This window comes from Christiangramia crocea (genome assembly GCF_022410465.1).
GTDB classification, from domain to species: Bacteria; Bacteroidota; Bacteroidia; order Flavobacteriales; family Flavobacteriaceae; genus Christiangramia; species Christiangramia crocea.
Map to the genome: position 1 here is coordinate 57847 of NZ_JAJSON010000012.1, position 21182 is coordinate 79028.

Here is a 21182-nt window from a genome sequence, read left to right on the forward strand (position 1 = left end):
AACCGATTTTTTTGTCTGAGAAATCTCTGGAGCTCTCTCTGAATATTTTAACAAAAAATTAAAGCTTTCATTTTACAATTCCATTATATTTGTACCTACAATTGTTGTATATACAAATGAAGATTGAAGAATTACTTAAGACCAAAGATAAGATGCCAGAATCCAGAAGGCTGGTACTAAATCTTATTGTTACAGCTAATCACATAAGTGAACTTCTGGCAGAAGCATTAAAGCCATTTGGAATAAGTAACCAGCAGTTTAACGTTCTTCGAATCCTGCGTGGACAAAAGGGTAAACCAGCTAATCTATCCACCATACAGGAAAGAATGGTAAGTAAAATGAGTAATACAACTCGACTGGTAGACAAACTCGCGGATAAGGAATTGTGCGAAAGAATTGTTTGTCCATCCAACCGCCGAAAGGTAGAAATCAGGATAACCAAAAAAGGCTTGGAATTGCTTAAAAAAATAGATCCGGTCATCGACAAGCTAGAAAATGATTTTGCCAAGAAAATAAATGAAAAGGAAATTTTATCACTAAACACAAATTTGAATGAACTTAGAAGTTAAGACTGAAAATTATATTGAAAATCTCCACTGGCGCTATGCCACTAAGAAATTCGATAAAGAACGAGAACTTAGTGAAGAAGACCTGCAGAAGTTGCTTGAAAGCGTGAGGCTTTCAGCTTCTTCCTACGGGTTGCAACCCTATGAAATTTTTGTAATAAAAGACACCGAAACGAAGAAAAAACTAAGGGAGGCTGCATGGAATCAGCCACAGCTTACTGATTCTTCACATGTATTCGTTTTTGCCAATTTCAGAAAAATTGAAGAAGCAGATATAGATGCTTACCTGGACAATATCGCTAAAACGAGAAATATAAGCAGGGAAGATTTGAAAGGTATGGAAGACATGCTAAAAACCACGATTCTTTCCTTTACAGAAGAAGAACAGCGGATCTGGGGTGCCAAGCAAACCTATATAGCACTTGGCAATCTACTTTCGGCTGCTGCCGAATTCAGGATCGATGCCTGCCCAATGGAAGGATTCGACAATTCTAAGTTTGATGAAATCTTAGAATTGAACAGCAAAAATCTCACTTCCTCTGTAATTGCCACCGTAGGTTATCGAAGTGAAGAGGATAATGTTCAACACCTTGACAAAGTAAGAAAAAGTAAATCAGAATTATATACCATTTTATAATAACAAAAATTGAAAACTATGAAAAACAGATTTTTAAAAGGCGGAATCGCCTCAGTAATTGTTCTAACAACCTTAGCGTTCACGAACACCAAGAAAGAAGTAGACGTTGAAGCCAGTACCGTAACCTGGACCGGTGAAAAAGTAACAGGTTCACACAACGGAACAATCGAGCTTGAAAGCGGACATTTAATGATTGAAGATGAGAAGATTGTCGGAGGTGAGTTTGTAATGGACATGAGCTCCATCACAGTAACAGATCTTTCCGGCGAAAACAAAGGTAAACTCGAAGGCCACCTGAAATCTGATGACTTCTTCGGAGTGGAAAATCACCCTACCTCCAAATTAGTGATCACAAGTGCTGCTCCAAAAGGAAATGGAGTTTATGGCATTGTTGGGGACCTTACTATAAAGAATGAGACACATCCAATCACCTTCGATCTTAAAATGAATGAAGGTTCGGCTTCAACTCAATTAACCATCGATCGTTCTAAATACAACGTGAGATATGGTTCAGGAAGCTTCTTCGACAACTTAGGAGACAAGACCATATATGATAATTTCGAGTTAGATGTAAACCTGAAATTCTAAGAATAGATCTCCCGGAATCTTAATTCCGGGATTTTTATTTAAAAAATGTTTGTTTAGAAAAATATCGTTTCTATATTTGAGGCCATGTTTATAACAAAAGGACATAACTGGTGGTGGATTAACTTACGTCGGAATTCGTGAGCTAAACTGCCATTCATTTATATAAAATATAAGGCTTGTCTCACGACAAGCCTTTTTTTATTGCAAAAAAAAATCAGCATTCAATGTTCAAATTAAATACCAGGTACAGAAAAATTCTTGCGGACACCATTACCCCGGTAAGTATTTATCTGAAATTAAGGGATAAATATCCTAACAGTTTATTACTGGAAAGTAGCGATTATCATGCGAGTGATAATAGTTTCTCCTATATCTGTTGCAATCCTATTGCTTCCTTTAAAATTGAGAATGAACAAATAACCGAAACTTTTCCTGATGGAAGCACCCAAAAGACAAAAGTGGATGATTCGGTTTCTGTCCCAGAGGCAATTCAGAATTTTTCCGGGAAATTCACAACAGATCCTTCAGAATTCAAATTCATCAATAATGGAATTTTCGGTTATATCGCTTATGATTCTGTCAGATATTTTGAAAACGTAGAGGTGAAACGCAAAGAAAAGGATCTTCAGATCCCCGATATTTATTACGCTGTTTACCAGAATATAATTGCGATCAATCATTTCAAAAATGAAGCTTATATTTTTGATCACTCCTACAAATCAGAAAATAAGATCGATGAAATTGAGCAATTATTAAAGGTGAAGAATTTCGCTTCCTATAATTTCAGCAGAAATGAAGACGCGATTTCTAACTTAACCGATGAAGAATATAAATCTGTAGTCAAAGCTGCAAAGGAGCATTGCCACAGAGGTGACGTATTTCAGTTGGTGCTTTCAAGGCGGTTCTCTCAAAAATTCAAGGGAGATGAATTCAACGTGTATCGGGCATTACGGAATGTTAACCCCTCCCCCTACCTGTTCTATTTCGACTATGGAAACTTTAAGATCTTTGGAAGTTCTCCCGAAGCTCAACTGGTTGTAAATAAAGGAATGGCAGAAATACATCCTATCGCCGGAACCTTTAAAAGAACCGGGAACGATGAAAAAGATGCTGAGATTGCCAAAGAACTGGCAGCCGATGAGAAAGAAAATTCGGAACATGTGATGCTGGTAGATCTAGCAAGAAACGATCTTAGCCGGAATGGAAGCGAGGTAAAGGTGGAAAACTATCGGGAGATCCAGTTCTTTTCGCATGTGATACACCTGGTAAGCAAGGTGACCGGCAAAAAAGACCCGAATGTCTCAACGCCACAGATCGTGGCAGACACTTTTCCGGCCGGAACTCTAAGCGGAGCTCCCAAACCCATGGCGCTAAGGCTCATCGAAAAATTTGAGAATGTAAACCGCAGCGCTTACGGTGGAGCCATAGGTTTTATGGATTTTGACGGAAATTTTAATCACGCGATCATCATAAGATCTTTTGTAAGTAAGAATCATGAACTGCATTATCAGGCTGGAGCGGGAATAGTTTCTGAATCAAAACCCGAAAACGAATTACAGGAAGTATATAATAAGTTAGGCGCTTTGACCAAAGCCCTTGAAATCGCTGAAGAAATATAGGTCTCCCCAAACGCCTCCTAGGAGAGGCTTTGACTAGTTGATTAAAAAGAAAGAAATGAATAAAGATCAAATCATAAAAGGAAAGAAAATTCTGGTAATAGATAATTACGACTCTTTCGTGTACAATCTGGTTCATTACCTGGAGGAACTTGATTGCCATGTGGTAGTAAAAAGGAACGATCAGCTGGATATTGATGAGGCTGAAGATTATGATAAGATATTATTATCTCCCGGGCCCGGGATCCCTGATGAAGCCGGACTTTTAAAGCCAATAATTGCAAAATATGCTGCCACTAAAAGTATACTTGGAGTCTGCCTTGGAATGCAGGCCATCGGCGAAGTCTTCGGTGGGACCCTGAATAATCTTGATGATGTTTATCACGGGGTAGCCACTAAGATTGAGCTTTTTGTGGACGATGAATATATATTTGAAGGCCTCGACAAGGAGCTGCAAGTGGGGCGATATCACTCATGGGTCGTAGATAAAAATCTGCCTCCGGGCCTTCAGGCTACCAGCTATGATGAAAAAGGTGAGATCATGTCTTTAAGACATAAGGAATTCGATGTTCGGGGAGTTCAGTTCCATCCTGAATCAGTGTTAACTCCGGAAGGAAAAAAAATGATCAGGAACTGGGTAAGCCACAATCCTGAAGGGAAACAAGAAAAAACAGAAGCCAAACCTCAGCACGAAATTTAGGAAATGAAAGAACTATTAAACAGGCTCATAAGCCACGAGACCATTACCAGCGAAGAGGCCAAACAGGTCATTTTCAATATTTCAGAGGGAAAGTACAACGAAACCCAGATCGCGGCTTTTCTTACGGTCTATATGATGCGCAGTATTACCATTGAAGAACTTGAAGGATTTCGCGATGCACTTCTGGAATTATGCATCAAGGTTGATCTTTCTGGTTATGAAGCTGTAGACCTTTGCGGAACCGGTGGCGATGGAAAGGATACTTTCAATATCTCCACTACCTCATCATTTGTTACTGCGGGAGCTGGAGTTAAAGTGGCTAAACATGGAAACTACGGAGTCTCATCGGTAAGCGGTAGTTCCAATGTGATGGAATATCTCGGAATCAAATTCAGTAATGATGCTGGTTTTCTGGAAAAATGTATTGATAAGGCTAATATCTGCATTCTCCATGCGCCATTATTTCACCCTGCGATGAAAAATGTCGCGCCGGTTCGAAAAAGTCTGGCGGTAAAGACTTTTTTTAATATGCTGGGGCCCATGGTTAATCCAGCCTTTCCGAAGAATCAATTAGTTGGTGTTTTTAGCCTTGAACTGGCCCGTATGTATGCCTATCTTTACCAGAATACCGATAAGAATTATACAATTTTACATGCTCTTGACGGTTATGATGAGATCTCTTTAACGGGTGAAACTAAAAGTATCAGCAACAATTCTGAACGTATTCTTAAGGCTTCAGACTTTGGAGTGTCACAACTAAAGGAATCAGAGATTACCGGAGGTGGTACTATTGAAAGTTCCGCAGAAATTCTTACCAATATTTTAAAAGGTAAAGGAACCGAAGCCCAGAATAATGTAGTTTGTGCCAACGCAGGAATGGCCATAGCGACATCCAGGAATCTGAGTCCGCAGGATGGCTTCCAGTCCGCTAAAGAGTCTCTGGAATCCGGAAAAGCATTTGAAAGTTTCAAAAAATTGCAGGAATTAAGTCAAATTTGAATTAGATGAATATTCTCGATAAGATCATAGCAGATAAGTTTAAGGAAGTTGAATTAAAGAAAGCGCTGATCCCGGTTTCTCAATTGGAAAACTCAGTTCTTTTTGGCAGAAATTGCATTTCTCTGGCCGATAATTTAAAAACAGGATCAGGCATTATTGCGGAACATAAAAGAAGGTCTCCTTCTAAATCTGTGATTAATCAAAGTCTGAATGTTCAGGATGTAACTTCAGGTTATGAAAATGCCGGTGCTTCAGGAATTTCCGTTTTAACCGACGGGAAATATTTTGGTGGTTCGCTAGAAGATTTGCTTTACACCAGGGCTTCTGTAAATATCCCTATCCTTAGGAAGGAATTTATGATTGAGGAATACCAGATATTAGAAGCTAAAGCCTATGGTGCTGATGCCATCCTGTTAATTGCTGCGGTTTTAACTGAAAAACAATTGACTTATCTTGCAGATTCTGCCAAAAAGCTTGGTATGGATGTGCTTCTGGAAATTCATAATGAAGAAGAATTACAGAAATCCCTTAAAGTGAACGCAGATATGATTGGGGTGAATAACCGTAACCTGAAAACCTTTGAGGTAGATATCGCTAATTCGAAAAAGCTATCTGGTCTAATTCCGAATGATTTCGTGAAAGTTTCGGAAAGCGGAATAAGCAATACAGAAGCAATTGCCGATCTAAAAAAATATGGATTTGAAGGGTTTTTGATTGGTGAGAATTTTATGAAAACGAACGACCCGGGAAAATCAGCTAAGGAATTTATTACCCAATTAAAAAGCATCGCATAAAAATGAACGAAGAAAACATGAAAGAAAAAACCCTGATCACACCGGCTTCAGGACAGAGTTCAGGATTGAGTCTTAAGGTTTGCGGGATGAAACAGCCAGGAAATATGATCCAGGTGGCTGAACTTCAGCCGGATTACATGGGATTCATTTTTTATGACAAATCTCCCCGTTATTTTGACGAAGAATTGCCTGAACTTCCGGCCGAGATCAAGAAAACAGGGATCTTCGTGAATGCTTCGATTAAAGATATCCTCCAAAAAGTTTCAAAATACAATCTGAACGCCGTTCAGCTTCACGGGGATGAATCGGCAGGATTTTGTAAAGATCTGAAAACCGAACTTCAGCAATTGGGAAATACGCCTGAAATGATCAAGGTATTTTCTGTTGGAGAAAATTTCGATTTTCAGGAGATAAAACCCTACGAAGGAATAGTTGATTATTTTCTGTTCGATACAAAAACTGAATTAAGAGGAGGTTCCGGAAAAGATTTCGACTGGAAGATCCTTAAAGAATATCCGTCCAACACCCCTTTCTTTCTTAGTGGAGGAATCGGGCCGGAACACGGGAGTGCAATTGCAGAATTAAAAGATCACTTTTTAAGAATAGGAAAACCGGCCTTGCTTTATGCAGTTGATGTGAACAGCAAATTTGAACTTAAGCCGGGATTAAAAAAATTAAAGGAATTAAAAGATTTCAAAAAAAAGATAAATTCATAGAATGAGCTATCAGGTTGATGAAAAAGGATATTACGGGGAATTTGGCGGTGCCTACATTCCCGAAATGTTATATCCCAATGTCGAGGAATTGCGTTCGCGCTATCTGGACATTATGAAAGAAGAGTCCTTTCAGAAAGAATTCAAAGAGCTTCTGAAAGAATATGTAGGCCGTCCTACTCCACTCTATTATGCGAAAAGATTTAGTGAAAAATATGGAACAAAGGTTTACCTGAAAAGGGAAGACCTATGCCATACCGGCGCTCATAAAGTAAATAACACCATCGGGCAGATCCTGATGGCCCAGAAACTTGGAAAAAATCGAATTATCGCGGAAACCGGCGCCGGGCAACATGGTGTAGCTACAGCTACTGTTTGTGCACTAATGGGAATGGAGTGTATCGTTTATATGGGCGAGATCGATATAGACAGACAGGCACCAAATGTAGCCCGAATGAAAATGCTGGGGGCTAAGGTAGTTCCTGCAAAATCAGGAAGCCGTACGTTGAAAGACGCGACAAATGAGGCAATCCGTGACTGGATCAATAACCCGGTGGACACTCATTATATTATTGGCTCGGTTGTAGGGCCTCATCCTTATCCGGATATGGTGGCGAGATTTCAGAGTGTAATTTCAGAAGAGATCAAAGTTCAGCTAAAAGAAAAAGAAGGTAAGGAAGACCCAGATTATGTAGTTGCTTGTGTAGGTGGGGGCAGTAATGCCGCGGGAGCCTATTATCATTATTTAGATAATCCTGAAGTTGGTATTATAGCTGTGGAAGCTGCCGGCAAAGGAGTAGATTCCGGTGAAAGCGCAGCTACCTCAGCCCTGGGTAAAATGGGAATCATCCACGGAAGTAAAACCTTACTGATGCAAACCGGGGACGGACAGATTACCGAGCCCTACTCTATTTCTGCCGGACTGGATTATCCCGGTGTGGGCCCCATGCATGCCAACCTTTTTACCAGCGGAAGAGGAGAATTCATCAGTATTACCGATGAAGATGCCATGAAAGCAGGACTCGAACTGGCAAAACTGGAAGGAATTATTCCCGCCATTGAAACCTCCCATGCCCTGGCGATTTTTGAAACCAGGAAATTTGAGAAGGATGATATTGTTGTTGTGAATCTTTCCGGACGAGGTGACAAGGACCTCAATACCTATATCGAATATTTTAGTTTGTAATATCACGTCATTGCGAGGGCAATGCCCGACGCAATCTCCAGTACAATATGGGATTGCGTCGCTAATTCTTAACTCGCAATGACAGAAAACAAAGAAAATGAACAGAATAAAGCAAAAACTGCAGGAAGATCATAAACTGCTATCAATATATTTTACAGCCGGATTTCCGAATATTGATGACACTGAAAAAATCATCGTGGATCTTGAAAAAAGCGGAGTGGATTTCATTGAGATCGGACTACCTTTTAGCGATCCGTTAGCTGACGGACCTACTATCCAGGAAAGTTCTACCAAGGCGCTGAAAAATGGAATGACCACTAAAAAACTTTTTGAGCAACTTGATGGTATAAGAGAAAAAGTGGAAATCCCTCTTATTATTATGGGATACTTCAATCCTATCCTACAATACGGAGTGGAAGATTTCTGCAAAAAATGCCAGTCGGTTGGGATTGACGGATTGATAATTCCGGATCTTCCGGTGGATGTGTATCATGAAAAATATCAGAAATTGTTCGAGAAATACGGACTAATCAATGTATTTCTTATTACACCCCAAACTTCAGATGAGCGAATAAAATTCATTGATTCAGTTTCTGACGGATTCATTTACATGGTGAGCAGTGCCAGTGTGACCGGTTCTACCACTGGATTTGGAGAGGAAACCCGGAAATACTTTAAAAGGATCAATGATCTTCAGCTAAAAAATCCACAGATTGTAGGTTTCGGAATAAAAGACAGTGAAACCTTTGACCAGGCTACAGAATATGCCAAAGGCGCCATTATAGGTAGTGCATTTATTAAATATGTAGATAAAAATGGGGTTTCAGACATTTCTTCATTTGTTCAAAATGTTAAAGCTTTAACCTAATTGTAACAGCCTGTTAGCAACTTTTTATTGCAGTTCTCCTTATCTTAGAATAAACCTTTAAAATTTTAAGTTATGGGAGGACCAATTGAAGATAAACACAAAGGAAAAAAAGATAAAAGAAGAAGCGAAAATGATCCTCTAAGTGGAGGAATCGGTGATCGTGATGTGGACCACAATGAAGTTGACATTGACGAAGAGACCATAAGAGATCAGAAAAATAAAAAATAACTATGGGAAAAGGTGATAAAAAGACCAAGCGTGGTAAAATTGCTATCGGCACACATGGTAAGTTAAGACCTAAACGTAAAAAGTTTAAGATCAAACCTACTACTCTGGCCGATCAGGAAAAAAAAGAATTGCAATGATTAGCACCTAGAAAAATTCCTTATACTGAAGGACCCTGAAATCAATCGTATTGAATTCAGGGTTTTTCTTTTTTAGATCCTTATACAACTGTGAACTTCCCACCGCTATATTAGCGGCTCCGGAGGGTGCTATCAAAGAAACAGTTTTGATCAACCTGCCATCAAGTACAAACTGATGGATTCGCGGAGATCTGTTTGAAATAACCTTTAACCGAATATCATGAGTTGACTCCTTTAAATATTTTCTGAAGAAATATTCCGGGCCATTCTTAGAATTCCCGCCGGTAAAAAGGAGCGTATCTATTTTCGGGTTTTCTTTAAGAATACCTATCATATCCCTCAACTCCACCTTTTGCATTCCAAGATCGGAAGCATCGATCTTTTCCCGCCGACTGCTTTCAACCACATCACAGATCCCGATCCCTCTTTCACGCAGGAAATTCTTACGTTGCTCCACAGCATCATCGGTGTTTTCAAATTTAAGATCCAGGTCAAAAATCCGGTCTAAAATTATCCATAACAAACCATCTCCACTACCATAACAAAAATCCACATCATCTTCCCTCAACTGCCTTTTGGTGAATCTTGGCGGCGGAAGGGTGCCTACGATCAATTTTGTGGCATTTTCCGGGATAAATGGCGGAAATGGATGTTTGTGGTGGAAGAGTTCCAATTTAAATAGCTTTTAGCTGAAAGCAATAAGCTTAAAGCTTGATTTATCTTATAAAAGTCGGTTCATTCTCCTTTTCGGTATATTCCTCACTAAAGCGGTACCCGTCATAATCAAAGCCTTTTATATCGTCCAGAGTTTTACAATCATTATCAATGATGTAACGAACCATGGAGCCACGGGCTTTCTTCGCAAAGAAACTAATAATCTTAAGTTTTCCATTCTTGAAATCCTTGAAAACAGGAGAAATTACCGGTACTTTGAGTTTTTTGGTATCTACAGCTTTAAAATATTCGTTACTGGCCAGATTTAAAAACAGCTCATCATCTTCCAGTTCGTTGTTCAAATATTCTGTCACCTTCTTCTTCCAGACGCCATACAAATCTTTTTTTCTATCTATTCCAATAGAAGTTCCCATTTCAAGCCGGTAAGGCTGAATCAGATCTAACGGACGCAAAACTCCATACATTCCGGAAAGAATCCTCAGGGTATCCTGAAGTCTGTCAAGTTTGTCAGTAGGGATCGTGTAGGCATCCAGTCCGGTATACACATCTCCATTAAAAGCATAGATGGCAGGGCGGGAATTCTTTTTATCGTGTTCTTCCTGAAATTCCTGATACCTGGTATAATTAAGATCTGCCAGCTTATCGCTGATGCTCATTAATTCTGAAATCTTCTTTTTACTCTGTCTGGAAAGTTTGCGATTCAGTTTTGAGGCTGTTTCCAGAAATTCAGGTTGAGTTCCTCTTGTAGTTGGTAATTTTGATTCATAATCCAGCGTTTTAGCCGGCGAAACAACGATTTTCATTTCTTTTCGGTTATTTTACATCAAAGATAACGCATCAGTTCAAAAACCGAAAGATCGCTGAAATTTGTTTCTTATTAACCGATAGAAGGCATTTATGCAGGTAAAGTCCCGTTGTTCTGAACCAGATTTAGCGATTTGATTTTCTCGCGTGAGGGATTGAGGCTTTGTTGGAGCTCGTCCCGCCTTTAGCGGGGCAGCGACTTCCTAAAGCCCGACCCAAAATCTTATTTTGCGGCACGCCCTAATTATCCAGATATTCCTTTTGATTCTTAGCATAATTACGCCACTTCTCAATACAGTCCACCATATCCTGTGGAAGATCGGAATCAAAGCTCATCCATTTTCCTGTTTCGGGATGGGTAAAGCCCAGGGTCTTCGCGTGTAAAGCCTGTCTTGGAAGTATCTTGAAGCAATTATCAACGAATTGCTTGTATTTGGTAAAGGTGGTACCTTTTAGAATCCGGTCGCCGCCATAACGCTCATCATTAAAAAGTGTATGACCAATATGCTTCATATGAACGCGGATCTGATGCGTTCTTCCCGTTTCCAGCTTACAGGAGACCAGGGTCACATATCCAAATCGCTCTATGACCTTGTAATGAGTGACCGCGGGCTTGCCGTTATCGGCATCATCTCCCTGATAAACCAAATTCTGAAGCCGGTTTTTAGGGTTTCTGCCAATATTTCCCTCAATAGTGCCTTCCTCTTCCTCAACATTCCCCCAAACAAGCGCAACATATTCCCGTTTGCTGGTCTTATCAAAGAACTGTTTAGAAAGGTGGGCCATAGCCTGCTCAGTTTTAGCGATGACAAGCAGGCCACTGGTATCCTTATCAATACGGTGAACCAATCCAGGCCTGTCACTGCTATTATTTGGCAGATTATCGAAATGATGAACCAGAGCATTTATAAGGGTACCACTGTAATTGCCATGCCCGGGATGCACTACCATACCGGCAGGCTTGTTAACGACCAGCAAATGATCATCTTCATAAACGATATCGATTGGTATATCCTCAGGAACCAGCAAATATTCATAAGGCGGATGCTCAAACATCACCTGTACCACGTCCCCGGCCTTAACCTTGTAATTCTGTTTTACCGTTTCGTTATTTACGTAGATATTTCCGCTTTTCGCGGCTTTCTGAATCTTATTCCGAGTGGCATTCTCAATGAAATTCATCAGGTATTTATCCACCCTCAAAGGCTTCTGGCCTACTTCAGCAACGAATTTATGATGTTCATAAAGACTTTCGTCCTCCTCCTGCTCGTCTATCTCTTCCCTCTGGTCTTTTTTAGAATTCATCAACTTCGTTTTCTGTTTCATCCACTTCATTGGTATCTTCAGTTTCCTGATTATACCTTCCACTTCCATCACCTAATACCAGGTCTATAACCGATGTCTTCATCAGTTCATCTCCCGGCTCGATAAGTCTACCTTTATGTCTTATTTCCAAAACAGCATCTTCGGCGATATCCGGTTTATAGGTAATTTCTCCTATCTCAAAACCAAGGGAACGCAGGGTGGGTTCAACCTGTCTTCTTGTCTTTCTGATAAGATCATTCGGGATCTGTATCTTACGGTACCCAGAAGGGTTAAGGGTTAAATATATCTTCCTGTCCTCTTTCACAAATTTGCCCGGGGCCGGAACCTGGTCTATTACCGAATAACGTGGGAAATCAGGATTAAAATTGGCAGAATCCAGGATCTCATATTTAAGATCAAGCTCATCCAGTTTATCCTCTACCACGTCCAGATTCATTTTTGCCAGATCTGGCACTTCTATCCTTTGATCCTGATTGGTAGAATAATCAAGCCATTGCATCGTTAAGAATGCTATAACAATCAGTACAATAACCGCAAGTACTAACTGAATTAAAAAGGTCTTGCTAAAAATAAATCTGAATAATCCCATAGTTTATTGATAATGGGCAAAGATATAAAACCCTTTGGTTTTGGTGACTGCCCTTTTAAGTGATATTTTTGTTTAACGACTTCTAACCGGATATATTGAATATGAAGAAAAATATTGCCATCGCAATGGGTGGATATTCCAGTGAATACCGCATTTCCATCAACAGTGGAAATATAGTTTATAAAAATCTTGACCGTAACCTATATGAACCATATCGTGTTCATATCCTGCAAAATGAATGGTTCGTGGTGGCAGCAGACGACACCCCATACCCGGTAAACAAAAGTGATTTTACCGTTACTATAAACGATAAGGTAATAAGTTTTGATTGTGTTTTTAATACCATCCACGGTACACCCGGTGAGAATGGCCTTTTACAGGCTTACCTGGAACTTCTTAATATCCCCCAAACCAGCTGTGATATGTATCAGTCAGCACTCACCTTCAACAAGCGTGATCTTATTAGTGTCCTGAGACCTTATGGCGTAAAAACAGCTGTCAACTATTTCCTGGATAAGGGTGATGAAGTTAATATTGATGAAATAGTGGATAAAGTAGGACTTCCATGTTTTGTGAAGGCCAATCGCGCTGGAAGTAGTTTTGGTGTAGCAAAGGCAAATACCAAAGAGGATATTGTTCCTGCAATAAAAAATGCCCTATCGGAAGATAATGAGATCATTATTGAATCCTTTCTTGACGGAACAGAAGTTTCAGTTGGGGTGATCACTTATAAAGGTGAGATCCTGGCACTTCCGGTGACCGAGATCGTATCAGAGAATGAATTCTTTGATTATGAAGCAAAATATCTGGGGAAATCCCAGGAAATAACCCCGGCGAGAATTTCTGAAGAGGACACTGAAAAAGTTCAGAATATCGCAAAAATGATATACAGGAAGCTGAAGATGAAGGGTTATTCAAGGTCTGAGTTCATCTTTCATAATGGCGAACCCCATTTTATTGAAATGAATACAAACCCGGGACTTAGCCAGGCAAGTATCTTACCTCAGCAGGCAGAAAAAGCCGGAATAAGCCTGCAGGAACTTTTTGGAAGTGCCATCGAAGCAGCTTTAAACCAAAAGTGATAATTTCTGATTATCTTTTGAAATCATAACCGATCAAAAAAACCGCGAGATGAAAAAAGCAGTTTTTCCCGGATCTTTCGATCCGTTAACTTTGGGACATACAGATATCATTGACCGTGCCCTGCCGTTGTTCGATGAGATCATCCTTGCCATAGGAACGAATTCCAATAAAAAGTATATGTTCAGCCTGGAAGAAAGGCTTCATTTTTTGAAAAAGACCTACGAAAATGAACCGAAAGTAAAAGTCGAGACCTACAAAGGTCTTACAGTGGAGTTCTGCAAATCTCAAAACGCCGGGTTTATCCTCCGCGGATTACGTAACGCCCAGGATCTCGAATTTGAAAAGGCCATAGGACAAACCAATTATAAAATGTCTGGTATAGACAGCGTTTTTCTTATTTCCAGTTCTGGAAAAGGACATATCTCTTCAACTGTGGTGCGAGACGTGATTCATCATGGAGGAAATTATGAATTCATGGTCCCGGATGTGGTGAGGAAGAAGTAGTTCTAATGGTCATCCCGAACTAAGTGATGAATCTCTTACAGCTCCTGAAACAATTCCCGATAGTTATCAGAACAGGACGGTTTTACAACATATACTTTAGACTCAACCCCCCGAAATAATTCCTCGGATTCCCCGGATAGTAATATCGGGGCGCTGCCCCTCCAAATCCAACAGCATTGGTCACTACACTTGCGGCGTAATGCTCATCAAGAATATTATTTATTCCGAAATTCAGTCCAAGATCCAATCCCCGGCTTAAATGTAGATCATAATTTAGTTTTAAGTTTAGTAACTGGTAAGGATCTGTATACTCTGTATTGGCATCATTTAGCGCCATTTCTCCAAAAGCCTGATAATTTAGGTGAGCCGACAATTCCTGAAAATTCAGCTCAATCCCGGGAGAGATCATATACTGTGGTGTTCCTGGAATTTCATTTCCGGAATAATCCTCTCCCCTGTCCACAAACCGGTCATATTCGTAGAAATTCAGATTTGAATTCAGGAATAAATTCAACTGAAAATCTTCAGTAAAACTGCTTACATAAGAAGAGGTGAACTCGATCCCGGTACGATCAGCCTTTCCTGCATTCAAACCTACATACTGGTCTTCACCCACTCTGCGCGCTACCAGCAAATCATTAATTTGTATGGAATATAAACTCACTTCCGTATAAAGCCGGTTGTTCAGCCAGTTCCCTTTGAATCCCACTTCATAATTCAGGCCTTTCTCTGTTTGAAGATCGGTATTTATTAAACCCTCAGGAGTAAGAGTTTCTGCCACAGTTGGCGTGGAAAACCCATGACTTACAGATGTATAAAAGTTCTTTCCCGAAGAAACTTCATAGCTCAGCCCCAATCGCGGAGAGAAAACAGGATCAAATCGATAATCACCGGACTGGTCTACACCATCCTCCGCAAATTCATCTTCAAGACTGTAAGCAGTGGTATTAAAATTAAAGCCTAACTCCAGCAGCAGTTTAGAGCTTAGATCCATATTCACCTGGCCGAACATATTGATATAATTTCGACTCTGATGATTCTGACTTAAAAGTTCGCCCTGAACACTTTCAGGTATATCAGACTCTTCATAGAGATTCTCAAAATTGGCAATATCATACCATTCCAGCATCGCTTCAGACCCAAAACTAAATTGAGCAGGTTTTCTAAACAGGGAGGTTTCCAGATTGAATTTAGTTCTAATCCCCACAGAACTTCGGTCATCATCCAGAATATCAAAGGGCCGTGGCTCATAGCCGTCACGGGAACTAAAAAAAACCGAAGTTTGATTCCTTAAATTTTGTGAGAACTTGTGCTCGTAAGACAAGCCAACAAGATTTTTGCTATAAGATTCATATCCCGCTGCCTGACCCCAGGTAAAGGCTGCTTTTTGGGGGTCATTCAGAAAATCATTCTCATTTAAAGAACTGGGAATAAAAGCTTTTAAATTGGTATACGAGTACAGAAAAGACCAGTAATTTCCTTTCTTATTAAGAAGACCGGCATTAGCGGTCATCGAGATCCTGTCATAATCGCCATTTTCCCGATAACCTTCACTGTCTATTTTATTGTAATTCACTGACAGATCCAGACTATCCTTAACGTAAGTGATGTTCATTCTTGTTTTCCGGGTATTAAAACTTCCATAGGTAAAATCTCCATTTACCGATCTTAGATTATCAGTTTTCCTTTCGGTATAGAGATTAATGGCTCCACCAAGGCCGGCTCCAAAGACTGAAGATACAGGTCCTTTATAAATTTCAATACCATCCAGAAATTCGGGATCAAAATCGTCTAAAGTAAGTTCGCCTTCTCCCGTGGTTAGAGGAATTCCGTTGATATAAGCTTTGATGCGGTTCGTGCTGTACTGAGCCCGGGAACCTATTCCACGAATATTGATCTTATTGGTATTAAGGGCACCCTGATTCACATAAACACCGGGGATATAATTGAAATTCTGGACGAGATTGATATTATCTGATCTTTCCAGGTCATTTTTTGAAATAAGGCTGACTGCAGCAGGTGTTCTTATAAGTTGGCGTGGAATATTTGTACTTCTCAAAACCACTTCCGATAACTGACCAATCTCCCGCTCCATGAACACATCTAAACTGGCTTTTGGTGACCTCAGAAGCCTGATTCTGTCTTTATACCCCAGGTAAGAAAACCTTACTTCCAATGGATAATTTATTCCATCAAGGGAAAACAGGCCCAGAGAATCGGAATAGACTATCCTTCCGGACTGAATATTTTCAATCTCAACATTTCCCATGGCTTCTCCGGTATGAGAATCCCTGATTTTACCAGAGATGCTTTGCGCCTCGAGTAAATTTATCCATATAAGTGCAATAAAAATGAGTAAATATCTATTCAAAATATTCGTTATTTTTTAGCAATTTTAGTTAAAATATAAAAGAATACTACCTAAAATGATGTTTTTAAAATCCCAGGACATATTTAAGAGTTGCAGAAAGTCGAGATAAAGGCAAGGATTTTGGCTGCTTTCAGACTTTTTAAGTAAGTTTACGCTAATATTTTCAGAAAATTTTATGAAAAAATTTTGGTTGGTATTGGGGATTTTGATCAGCCTAAGCTCCTGTGATTTTTCAAAATACAGGCTAATAAAGGAATATGATTTTGAGACCCAGTTTGAAAAATCGGGAGGAAAAGAAACTGACACCTATTACGGGGTAATCGATTTTTATGAACAACTGGCAGATGCTTATGAAAGTGTAAGCTTACTGGAGTTTGGGGAAACTGACAGTGGTTTACCCCTTCACCTTGCTGTTTATCATCCGGATAATGAATTAGACCTTGAAAAGTTTAGAAAGTCCCACAGCATAATACTTATAAACAATGGCATACATCCTGGTGAGAGCGATGGAATAGATGCTACTATGATGCTTTTCAGGGATATGGCGGGAGATTCTATCTCTTCTCCCAAAAATACTATCATTGCTACAATTCCGGTATATAATGTTGGTGGAGCGCTTAACAGGAACTCCACCACCAGAACCAACCAAAATGGTCCTCGGGAATATGGATTTAGAGGAAATGCCCGAAATTATGATCTCAATCGCGATTTCATAAAAGCCGACACTAAGAACGCCCAGAGCTTTTACGAGATTTTCCATTATTTGAATCCCGATGTGTTTATAGACAATCATGTTAGCAATGGTGCAGACTACCAGTATACGCTCACACATTTATTCACTCAGCATAATAAGCTAGGTGGAAACTTAGGTGAATATGTAAATAAAAAGATGATGCCTGCCCTTGAAGACTCTTTAAGAGCAAAAAAATGGGATATTACTCCTTATGTGAATGTTTTCAATGAAGTGCCGGAAAACGGGTTTTCCCAGTTCATGGATTACCCAAGGTATTCCACCGGGTACACCACGCTCTGGAATACGCTTGGAATGATGGTGGAAACCCATATGCTTAAACCTTATGACAAAAGAGTAAAGGGAACTTATGAGGTGATGCGCTCTATGATCACAATTACAGATGCAGAAACAACCATAATCAAAGATCTTAGAAGCCAGGCCAGAAGAAAATACCTCACCGACCGCCATTACAATCTGAAATTTGAAGTAGATAAGGAAAACCCTTCCCCACGAAAATTTAAAGGCTATGAAGCTGAAAAAATTACAAGTGAAGTTACTGGTGATGAGCGTTTAAAATATAACCGGAAAAAGGCTTTTACCAAAGAAATTGAGTATTACGATAATTTTACCGTAACCGAGGAAATAGAAATTCCAAGAGCATATATAATACCTCAGGGATGGTGGCAGGTGATAGACCGGTTAAAAATGAACAACATCAAGATGGAAAGTTTGGGAAGAGATACCCTGATTCAAGTGGAGGTCTACAAAATTGAAGATTTTGAAACAGTTGACTCGGCTTACGAGGGTCATTATCTTCATAAAAATACTTCCGTAAGCAAATCTGTTGAAGAAATCAGGTTCAGAAAAGGTGATTATCTGGTCACCACTTTTCAGGATGGTGCGAGATATTTACTGGAAACGCTGGAACCAAGGGCAGTAGATTCTTTCTTTAACTGGAACTTTTTTGATACTGTACTTCAGCAGAAGGAAGGTTTTTCACCTTATGTTTTTGAAGATATCGCCAAAGAATTACTTGAAGAAGATCCAGAACTCAAAGCTGAGTTCGAAGAAAGGAAACGCAATGATGCTCAATTCAGTAATCGCTGGTATGCCCAGTTAGACTGGTTGCATAAGCATTCTGAAAATTATGAAGAAGCACATCTACGCTACCCAGTCTTCCGACTTCCCCGCTAAATATTTTTCAGGAAAAAGCATTTTTATATTGGCATAGGATTTTTTCAGGGCTTTCTGGCTTTTCTCCATGTTCTTCCATTTTGCTTTCTTTATACCCTCATTTAACTCAGGTACAAGTTCACCTTCATATTCGGTATACATTTCATACCAATATGTTTCCTTTAGGCGTAGTTTTCCCTTTCTCCTGAATACGTGATAGGTTCTGGTAATGAAGCGAGTTATTTCAAGACCCTGTACTCCGGTTTCCTCTTCAACTTCCCTGATCGCACAGGTTTTCACATCCTCATTCTTTTCGATCTTACCTTTTGGAAGGTCCCACCGATTATTCCGGTAAATAAAAAGGATCTCTTTTTGACGATTAATTACCATTCCGCCTGCTGCAGTAACCACCCGCATCTTTTTGAAAAGATACTTCAGGAGTTTTGTTTCATCGGGATGGTAAAGGTTTACATACATTAATTCACCTTTCAGAATCCGCTTCACAACCCTCTTGAATCGGACAGTTTTTAAGGGAAAGGATGTATATTTTTCTCCAATTTCTTTCTCTGTAGAAAGAATTATGGGAATATCATTCACAAAAACTTTATACATTTGCAGCTATGATTTTGAATAAAGAAACAGCAAAAAAGACTGCTGAGCTTTTGTTGCAAATTAAAGCAATAAAATTGGAACCACAACAACCCTTTACCTGGGCAAGTGGCTGGAAATCCCCTATTTATTGCGATAACAGGATAGTTCTGTCATATCCGATGATCAGAAATTACATCCGTGAACATTTCGCTAAACAAATAGAAGAAAAGTATGGGAAACCAGATGTAATCGCAGCAGTTGCAACAGGTGCCATTGGAATAGGCATGCTGGTTGCAGAATATTTAAGTCTCCCCTTTGCCTATGTGAGACCTGAACCAAAAGGGCACGGAAGGCAAAATCAGATAGAGGGGAATCTGGAAGAAGGTCAAACTGTTGTGGTGATAGAAGACCTTATAAGCACAGGTAAAAGCAGTTTGAATGCCGTTAAGGCACTTCAAGAAGCTGGCGCTAACGTAAAAGGCATGTTTGCCATTTTTACCTATGGTTTTGATACTTCAGTAAATAGTTTTAAAAAGGCAGAGGTCGAACTGCACACTTTAAGCGATTATGAGCATCTTATAGAAACCGCTCAGAAAACCAATTATATCAATACAGAAGAAGCAGGAGTCCTTCGTAAATGGAGAGAAGATCCTGCCAACTGGAAAGCATAAACATGAAATTAGAAAGCCAGAAAGTAATAACCGGTAAAAGTCAGCAGGAAATGTTTCATTTTCTCACCAATGTAGAGAACTATGAACAGCTGATGCCGGAAACAAAAGAAAAATTTGAACCTACCGCTCAGGACACATTCCTTTTTCAGTTAAAAGGAATGCCTGAAATAAGATTGAAAATAACCGAAACAAAGGAACCGGAACTGGTTCGACTGGGCTCAACTTCCGATAAATTTCCTTTTAATTTAGATATTCATATTGCTGAAGCTGGACCTTCACAAAGTGAGGTCTTTATGAATTTTGAAGGTAAATTTAATGCGATGATGAGTATGATGATCAAAGGACCGCTCAAAAAGTTTATAAATACCTTAAGCGAGAACGCTTCAAAATTATAAATTAAAAGCCGGCTGTGCCGGCTTTTTTATTTCAGTAAAGAAGCTGCACTTCTTTCAGGTCAAAAGTTCTAAAAACACCATCCTCAATTTCCAGATTCAGTTTACCTTCTGTTGTAACCCCTCTAATAATTCCATTAAATTTCCTTCCATCAGGCGTGGAAAAGGTGGAAACCACATTCAGCCTGAACATATTCTGAGCATAATCTTCCAGTATCCGGTTAGCACTAACTTCAGGAAGTCCTTTCATCTTATTCTCGACAACCGAAAGGATTTTGTTCATTAATTCGTCTAAATCAAAGCTTTTCTCCAAAATGCTTTTTAGTGATGCAGCTTGCGGAAGTCCTTCAAATTCAGTCTGATTCACGTTAAGACCAATACCTATAATACTGGCTACGATCCCTTCCGTCTTTACCATATTCTCAATTAGGATACCACCTATCTTACGTTTGGCTGACAGAATGTCGTTAGGCCACTTCACTTTAAGTTCCGGAAGTCCCAGTTCTTCAAGGACTTCCAGGACCGCTAACGAAATGGTTGCGCTAAGCAAAAAGTGACGGGAAACATTCAGCTTTTTCTGTGGGTACAGAATACTGAAAGTGAGGTTTTCACCTGCTTTTGACTGCCAGGAAGAGCCACGCTGGCCCCTGCCCCTGGTTTGACGAATGGCACGCACGCACACCGGGTCAAAATCATTATTACCTTCATAAAACTTACGAACGAAGGAATTAGTGGAATCAATGGCATCAACTTTGATTATACGCATATATAAATACTAAGGCAGAGGGCGTTAAATCTTGTGTAAACAATCCCTCTAAAAGAGCAAAAAATGATAAATTTGCGTAAATAAATTAATTTAATGTCGAAAAAGGAAAAAAACAGCGATCAACTTATTGCACATATTATTAAAGGGATAGAGGAAGTTAAGGGGAATGATATTGATATCCTGGACCTTAGAGAGATAGAAAACACAGTTTGTGATTATTTTATAATTTGCAACGGTACCTCCAATACGCAGGTTAACGCCATAGTAAATTCCATACAAAAAACAGTTAGTAAAAACCTGAAAGATAAGCCCTGGCACGTTGAAGGAAGTGAGAATGCCGAATGGGTTCTACTGGACTATGTGAATGTAGTAGTTCACGTATTCCAAAAACATATCAGGGAATTTTACGATATTGAGAGCCTATGGGGTGATGCTAAAATCACATCCATAGAAACCAGTTATTAAATCTAAA

25 protein-coding genes are annotated in these 21182 nt (G+C 39.6%); 18 read left to right on the plus strand and 7 right to left on the minus strand.

Annotated elements, in window-relative coordinates:
- Positions 1 to 116: 116 nt before the first annotated feature.
- The 12 genes from LU635_RS04095 (at position 117) to LU635_RS04150 (ending at position 9032) form a co-directional block, all read left to right on the plus strand.
- Positions 117 to 569, plus strand: coding sequence for a MarR family winged helix-turn-helix transcriptional regulator (locus LU635_RS04095; RefSeq protein WP_240096465.1), 453 nt, complete (start codon positions 117 to 119; stop codon positions 567 to 569).
- The gene (locus tag LU635_RS04100; RefSeq protein ID WP_240096467.1) at positions 553 to 1203 is read left to right on the plus strand and encodes an NAD(P)H-dependent oxidoreductase; all 651 of its coding nucleotides are present in this window, start codon (positions 553 to 555) and stop codon (positions 1201 to 1203) included. Before LU635_RS04095 ends, LU635_RS04100 begins: the two co-directional genes overlap by 17 nt.
- 18 nt (positions 1204 to 1221) lie before the next feature.
- The gene (locus LU635_RS04105) at positions 1222 to 1791 is read left to right on the plus strand and encodes a YceI family protein (protein WP_240096469.1); all 570 of its coding nucleotides are present in this window, start codon (positions 1222 to 1224) and stop codon (positions 1789 to 1791) included.
- Between the two features lie 224 nt (positions 1792 to 2015).
- Complete coding sequence (locus tag LU635_RS04110) at positions 2016 to 3410, plus strand: anthranilate synthase component I family protein (protein ID WP_240096471.1); 1395 nt, start codon at positions 2016 to 2018, stop codon at positions 3408 to 3410.
- Positions 3411 to 3465: 55 nt separating this feature from the next.
- Entirely contained in the window at positions 3466 to 4107 is a 642-nt protein-coding gene (locus LU635_RS04115) for an anthranilate synthase component II (protein ID WP_240096473.1), read from the plus strand.
- A 3-nt stretch (positions 4108 to 4110) separates the two neighbouring features.
- A complete protein-coding gene (trpD, locus tag LU635_RS04120; protein WP_240096475.1) occupies positions 4111 to 5106 on the plus strand; it encodes an anthranilate phosphoribosyltransferase in 996 nt (331 codons plus the stop codon).
- Between the two features lie 5 nt (positions 5107 to 5111).
- Positions 5112 to 5900, plus strand: a complete 789-nt coding sequence (trpC, locus tag LU635_RS04125; protein WP_240096477.1) for an indole-3-glycerol phosphate synthase TrpC — start codon at positions 5112 to 5114, stop codon at positions 5898 to 5900.
- A 2-nt stretch (positions 5901 to 5902) separates the two neighbouring features.
- A complete protein-coding gene (locus LU635_RS04130; protein ID WP_240096479.1) occupies positions 5903 to 6616 on the plus strand; it encodes a phosphoribosylanthranilate isomerase in 714 nt (237 codons plus the stop codon).
- Between the two features lies 1 nt (position 6617).
- The gene (trpB, locus tag LU635_RS04135) at positions 6618 to 7799 is read left to right on the plus strand and encodes a tryptophan synthase subunit beta (RefSeq protein WP_240096481.1); all 1182 of its coding nucleotides are present in this window, start codon (positions 6618 to 6620) and stop codon (positions 7797 to 7799) included.
- Positions 7800 to 7896: 97 nt separating this feature from the next.
- Entirely contained in the window at positions 7897 to 8667 is a 771-nt protein-coding gene (gene trpA, locus LU635_RS04140; RefSeq protein WP_240096483.1) for a tryptophan synthase subunit alpha, read from the plus strand.
- Between the two features lie 72 nt (positions 8668 to 8739).
- Entirely contained in the window at positions 8740 to 8895 is a 156-nt protein-coding gene (locus tag LU635_RS04145) for a hypothetical protein (protein WP_240096485.1), read from the plus strand.
- 2 nt (positions 8896 to 8897) lie between these two features.
- Positions 8898 to 9032, plus strand: a complete 135-nt coding sequence (locus tag LU635_RS04150) for a 30S ribosomal protein THX (protein ID WP_131397972.1) — start codon at positions 8898 to 8900, stop codon at positions 9030 to 9032.
- A 7-nt stretch (positions 9033 to 9039) separates the two neighbouring features.
- Here LU635_RS04150 and LU635_RS04155 read toward each other — a convergent pair whose 3' ends face one another.
- From LU635_RS04155 to LU635_RS04170, 4 genes are all read right to left on the minus strand, one after another.
- Positions 9040 to 9705, minus strand: coding sequence for a uracil-DNA glycosylase family protein (locus LU635_RS04155; protein WP_240096487.1), 666 nt, complete (start codon positions 9703 to 9705; stop codon positions 9040 to 9042).
- A 43-nt stretch (positions 9706 to 9748) separates the two neighbouring features.
- A complete protein-coding gene (gene yaaA / locus LU635_RS04160) occupies positions 9749 to 10510 on the minus strand; it encodes a peroxide stress protein YaaA (RefSeq protein WP_240096489.1) in 762 nt (253 codons plus the stop codon).
- Positions 10511 to 10751: 241 nt separating this feature from the next.
- Positions 10752 to 11816: an RluA family pseudouridine synthase gene (locus LU635_RS04165; RefSeq protein ID WP_240096491.1), complete on the minus strand. Its 1065-nt coding sequence runs from the start codon at positions 11814 to 11816 to the stop codon at positions 10752 to 10754.
- On the minus strand, positions 11806 to 12426 hold the full coding sequence (locus LU635_RS04170; protein WP_240096493.1) for a PASTA domain-containing protein: 621 nt from the start codon (positions 12424 to 12426) through the stop codon (positions 11806 to 11808). Before LU635_RS04170 ends, LU635_RS04165 begins: the two co-directional genes overlap by 11 nt.
- A 101-nt stretch (positions 12427 to 12527) precedes the next feature.
- Between LU635_RS04170 and LU635_RS04175 the strand changes: the two genes are divergently transcribed.
- Together LU635_RS04175 and coaD are read left to right on the plus strand one after the other, a co-directional pair.
- Positions 12528 to 13508 carry a D-alanine--D-alanine ligase gene (locus LU635_RS04175; RefSeq protein ID WP_240096495.1) on the plus strand — a complete coding sequence of 327 codons (981 nt, stop codon included), beginning with the start codon at positions 12528 to 12530 and terminating at the stop codon, positions 13506 to 13508.
- Positions 13509 to 13557: 49 nt separating this feature from the next.
- Positions 13558 to 14013 carry a pantetheine-phosphate adenylyltransferase gene (coaD, locus tag LU635_RS04180; RefSeq protein WP_240096497.1) on the plus strand — a complete coding sequence of 152 codons (456 nt, stop codon included), beginning with the start codon at positions 13558 to 13560 and terminating at the stop codon, positions 14011 to 14013.
- 82 nt (positions 14014 to 14095) lie between these two features.
- On the opposite strand, the gene LU635_RS04185 is transcribed toward coaD, so the two are convergent.
- Positions 14096 to 16384, minus strand: a complete 2289-nt coding sequence (locus tag LU635_RS04185; protein ID WP_240096499.1) for a TonB-dependent receptor — start codon at positions 16382 to 16384, stop codon at positions 14096 to 14098.
- A gap of 175 nt (positions 16385 to 16559) precedes the next feature.
- Between LU635_RS04185 and LU635_RS04190 the strand changes: the two genes are divergently transcribed.
- Positions 16560 to 18311 carry a M14 family metallopeptidase gene (locus LU635_RS04190; RefSeq protein ID WP_240096501.1) on the plus strand — a complete coding sequence of 584 codons (1752 nt, stop codon included), beginning with the start codon at positions 16560 to 16562 and terminating at the stop codon, positions 18309 to 18311.
- Here LU635_RS04190 and LU635_RS04195 read toward each other — a convergent pair.
- Complete coding sequence (locus tag LU635_RS04195; RefSeq protein ID WP_240096503.1) at positions 18279 to 18902, minus strand: NUDIX hydrolase; 624 nt, start codon at positions 18900 to 18902, stop codon at positions 18279 to 18281. The two genes, LU635_RS04190 and LU635_RS04195, sit on opposite strands and share 33 nt — an antisense overlap.
- Positions 18903 to 18910: 8 nt before the next feature.
- On the opposite strand from LU635_RS04195, the gene pyrE reads away from it, so the two are divergent.
- Both pyrE and LU635_RS04205 read left to right on the plus strand, forming a co-directional pair.
- Positions 18911 to 19552 (plus strand): orotate phosphoribosyltransferase, encoded by a 642-nt coding sequence (pyrE, locus tag LU635_RS04200; RefSeq protein ID WP_240096505.1) that lies wholly within the window; start codon positions 18911 to 18913, stop codon positions 19550 to 19552.
- Positions 19553 to 19554: 2 nt separating this feature from the next.
- Positions 19555 to 19947, plus strand: a complete 393-nt coding sequence (locus LU635_RS04205; protein WP_240096507.1) for an SRPBCC family protein — start codon at positions 19555 to 19557, stop codon at positions 19945 to 19947.
- Between the two features lie 31 nt (positions 19948 to 19978).
- Here LU635_RS04205 and LU635_RS04210 read toward each other — a convergent pair whose 3' ends face one another.
- The gene (locus LU635_RS04210) at positions 19979 to 20710 is read right to left on the minus strand and encodes a biotin--[acetyl-CoA-carboxylase] ligase (protein WP_240096509.1); all 732 of its coding nucleotides are present in this window, start codon (positions 20708 to 20710) and stop codon (positions 19979 to 19981) included.
- 93 nt (positions 20711 to 20803) lie between these two features.
- Between LU635_RS04210 and rsfS the strand changes: the two genes are divergently transcribed.
- Complete coding sequence (gene rsfS / locus LU635_RS04215) at positions 20804 to 21175, plus strand: ribosome silencing factor (RefSeq protein ID WP_240096511.1); 372 nt, start codon at positions 20804 to 20806, stop codon at positions 21173 to 21175.
- Positions 21176 to 21182 lie beyond the last annotated feature (7 nt).

Excerpts from the sequence above, each read along its gene's own strand:
- yaaA (WP_240096489.1), bottom strand. The coding sequence starts at position 10,510 with ATGAAAATCGTTGTTTCGCCGGCTAAAACGCTGGATTATGAATCAAAA.
- LU635_RS04110 (WP_240096471.1), top strand. The coding sequence starts at position 2,016 with ATGTTCAAATTAAATACCAGGTACAGAAAAATTCTTGCGGACACCATT.
- LU635_RS04165 (WP_240096491.1), bottom strand. The coding sequence starts at position 11,816 with ATGAATTCTAAAAAAGACCAGAGGGAAGAGATAGACGAGCAGGAGGAG.
- LU635_RS04145 (WP_240096485.1), top strand. The coding sequence starts at position 8,740 with ATGGGAGGACCAATTGAAGATAAACACAAAGGAAAAAAAGATAAAAGA.
- LU635_RS04095 (WP_240096465.1), top strand. The coding sequence starts at position 117 with ATGAAGATTGAAGAATTACTTAAGACCAAAGATAAGATGCCAGAATCC.
- trpA (WP_240096483.1), top strand. The coding sequence starts at position 7,897 with ATGAACAGAATAAAGCAAAAACTGCAGGAAGATCATAAACTGCTATCA.
- LU635_RS04210 (WP_240096509.1), bottom strand. The coding sequence starts at position 20,710 with ATGCGTATAATCAAAGTTGATGCCATTGATTCCACTAATTCCTTCGTT.
- LU635_RS04195 (WP_240096503.1), bottom strand. The coding sequence starts at position 18,902 with ATGTATAAAGTTTTTGTGAATGATATTCCCATAATTCTTTCTACAGAG.
- LU635_RS04190 (WP_240096501.1), top strand. The coding sequence starts at position 16,560 with ATGAAAAAATTTTGGTTGGTATTGGGGATTTTGATCAGCCTAAGCTCC.
- rsfS (WP_240096511.1), top strand. The coding sequence starts at position 20,804 with ATGTCGAAAAAGGAAAAAAACAGCGATCAACTTATTGCACATATTATT.
- trpB (WP_240096481.1), top strand. The coding sequence starts at position 6,618 with ATGAGCTATCAGGTTGATGAAAAAGGATATTACGGGGAATTTGGCGGT.
- LU635_RS04205 (WP_240096507.1), top strand. The coding sequence starts at position 19,555 with ATGAAATTAGAAAGCCAGAAAGTAATAACCGGTAAAAGTCAGCAGGAA.
- trpD (WP_240096475.1), top strand. The coding sequence starts at position 4,111 with ATGAAAGAACTATTAAACAGGCTCATAAGCCACGAGACCATTACCAGC.
- LU635_RS04175 (WP_240096495.1), top strand. The coding sequence starts at position 12,528 with ATGAAGAAAAATATTGCCATCGCAATGGGTGGATATTCCAGTGAATAC.
- pyrE (WP_240096505.1), top strand. The coding sequence starts at position 18,911 with ATGATTTTGAATAAAGAAACAGCAAAAAAGACTGCTGAGCTTTTGTTG.
- LU635_RS04100 (WP_240096467.1), top strand. The coding sequence starts at position 553 with ATGAACTTAGAAGTTAAGACTGAAAATTATATTGAAAATCTCCACTGG.
- LU635_RS04130 (WP_240096479.1), top strand. The coding sequence starts at position 5,903 with ATGAACGAAGAAAACATGAAAGAAAAAACCCTGATCACACCGGCTTCA.
- LU635_RS04105 (WP_240096469.1), top strand. The coding sequence starts at position 1,222 with ATGAAAAACAGATTTTTAAAAGGCGGAATCGCCTCAGTAATTGTTCTA.
- trpC (WP_240096477.1), top strand. The coding sequence starts at position 5,112 with ATGAATATTCTCGATAAGATCATAGCAGATAAGTTTAAGGAAGTTGAA.
- LU635_RS04170 (WP_240096493.1), bottom strand. The coding sequence starts at position 12,426 with ATGGGATTATTCAGATTTATTTTTAGCAAGACCTTTTTAATTCAGTTA.
- LU635_RS04150 (WP_131397972.1), top strand. The coding sequence starts at position 8,898 with ATGGGAAAAGGTGATAAAAAGACCAAGCGTGGTAAAATTGCTATCGGC.
- LU635_RS04115 (WP_240096473.1), top strand. The coding sequence starts at position 3,466 with ATGAATAAAGATCAAATCATAAAAGGAAAGAAAATTCTGGTAATAGAT.
- coaD (WP_240096497.1), top strand. The coding sequence starts at position 13,558 with ATGAAAAAAGCAGTTTTTCCCGGATCTTTCGATCCGTTAACTTTGGGA.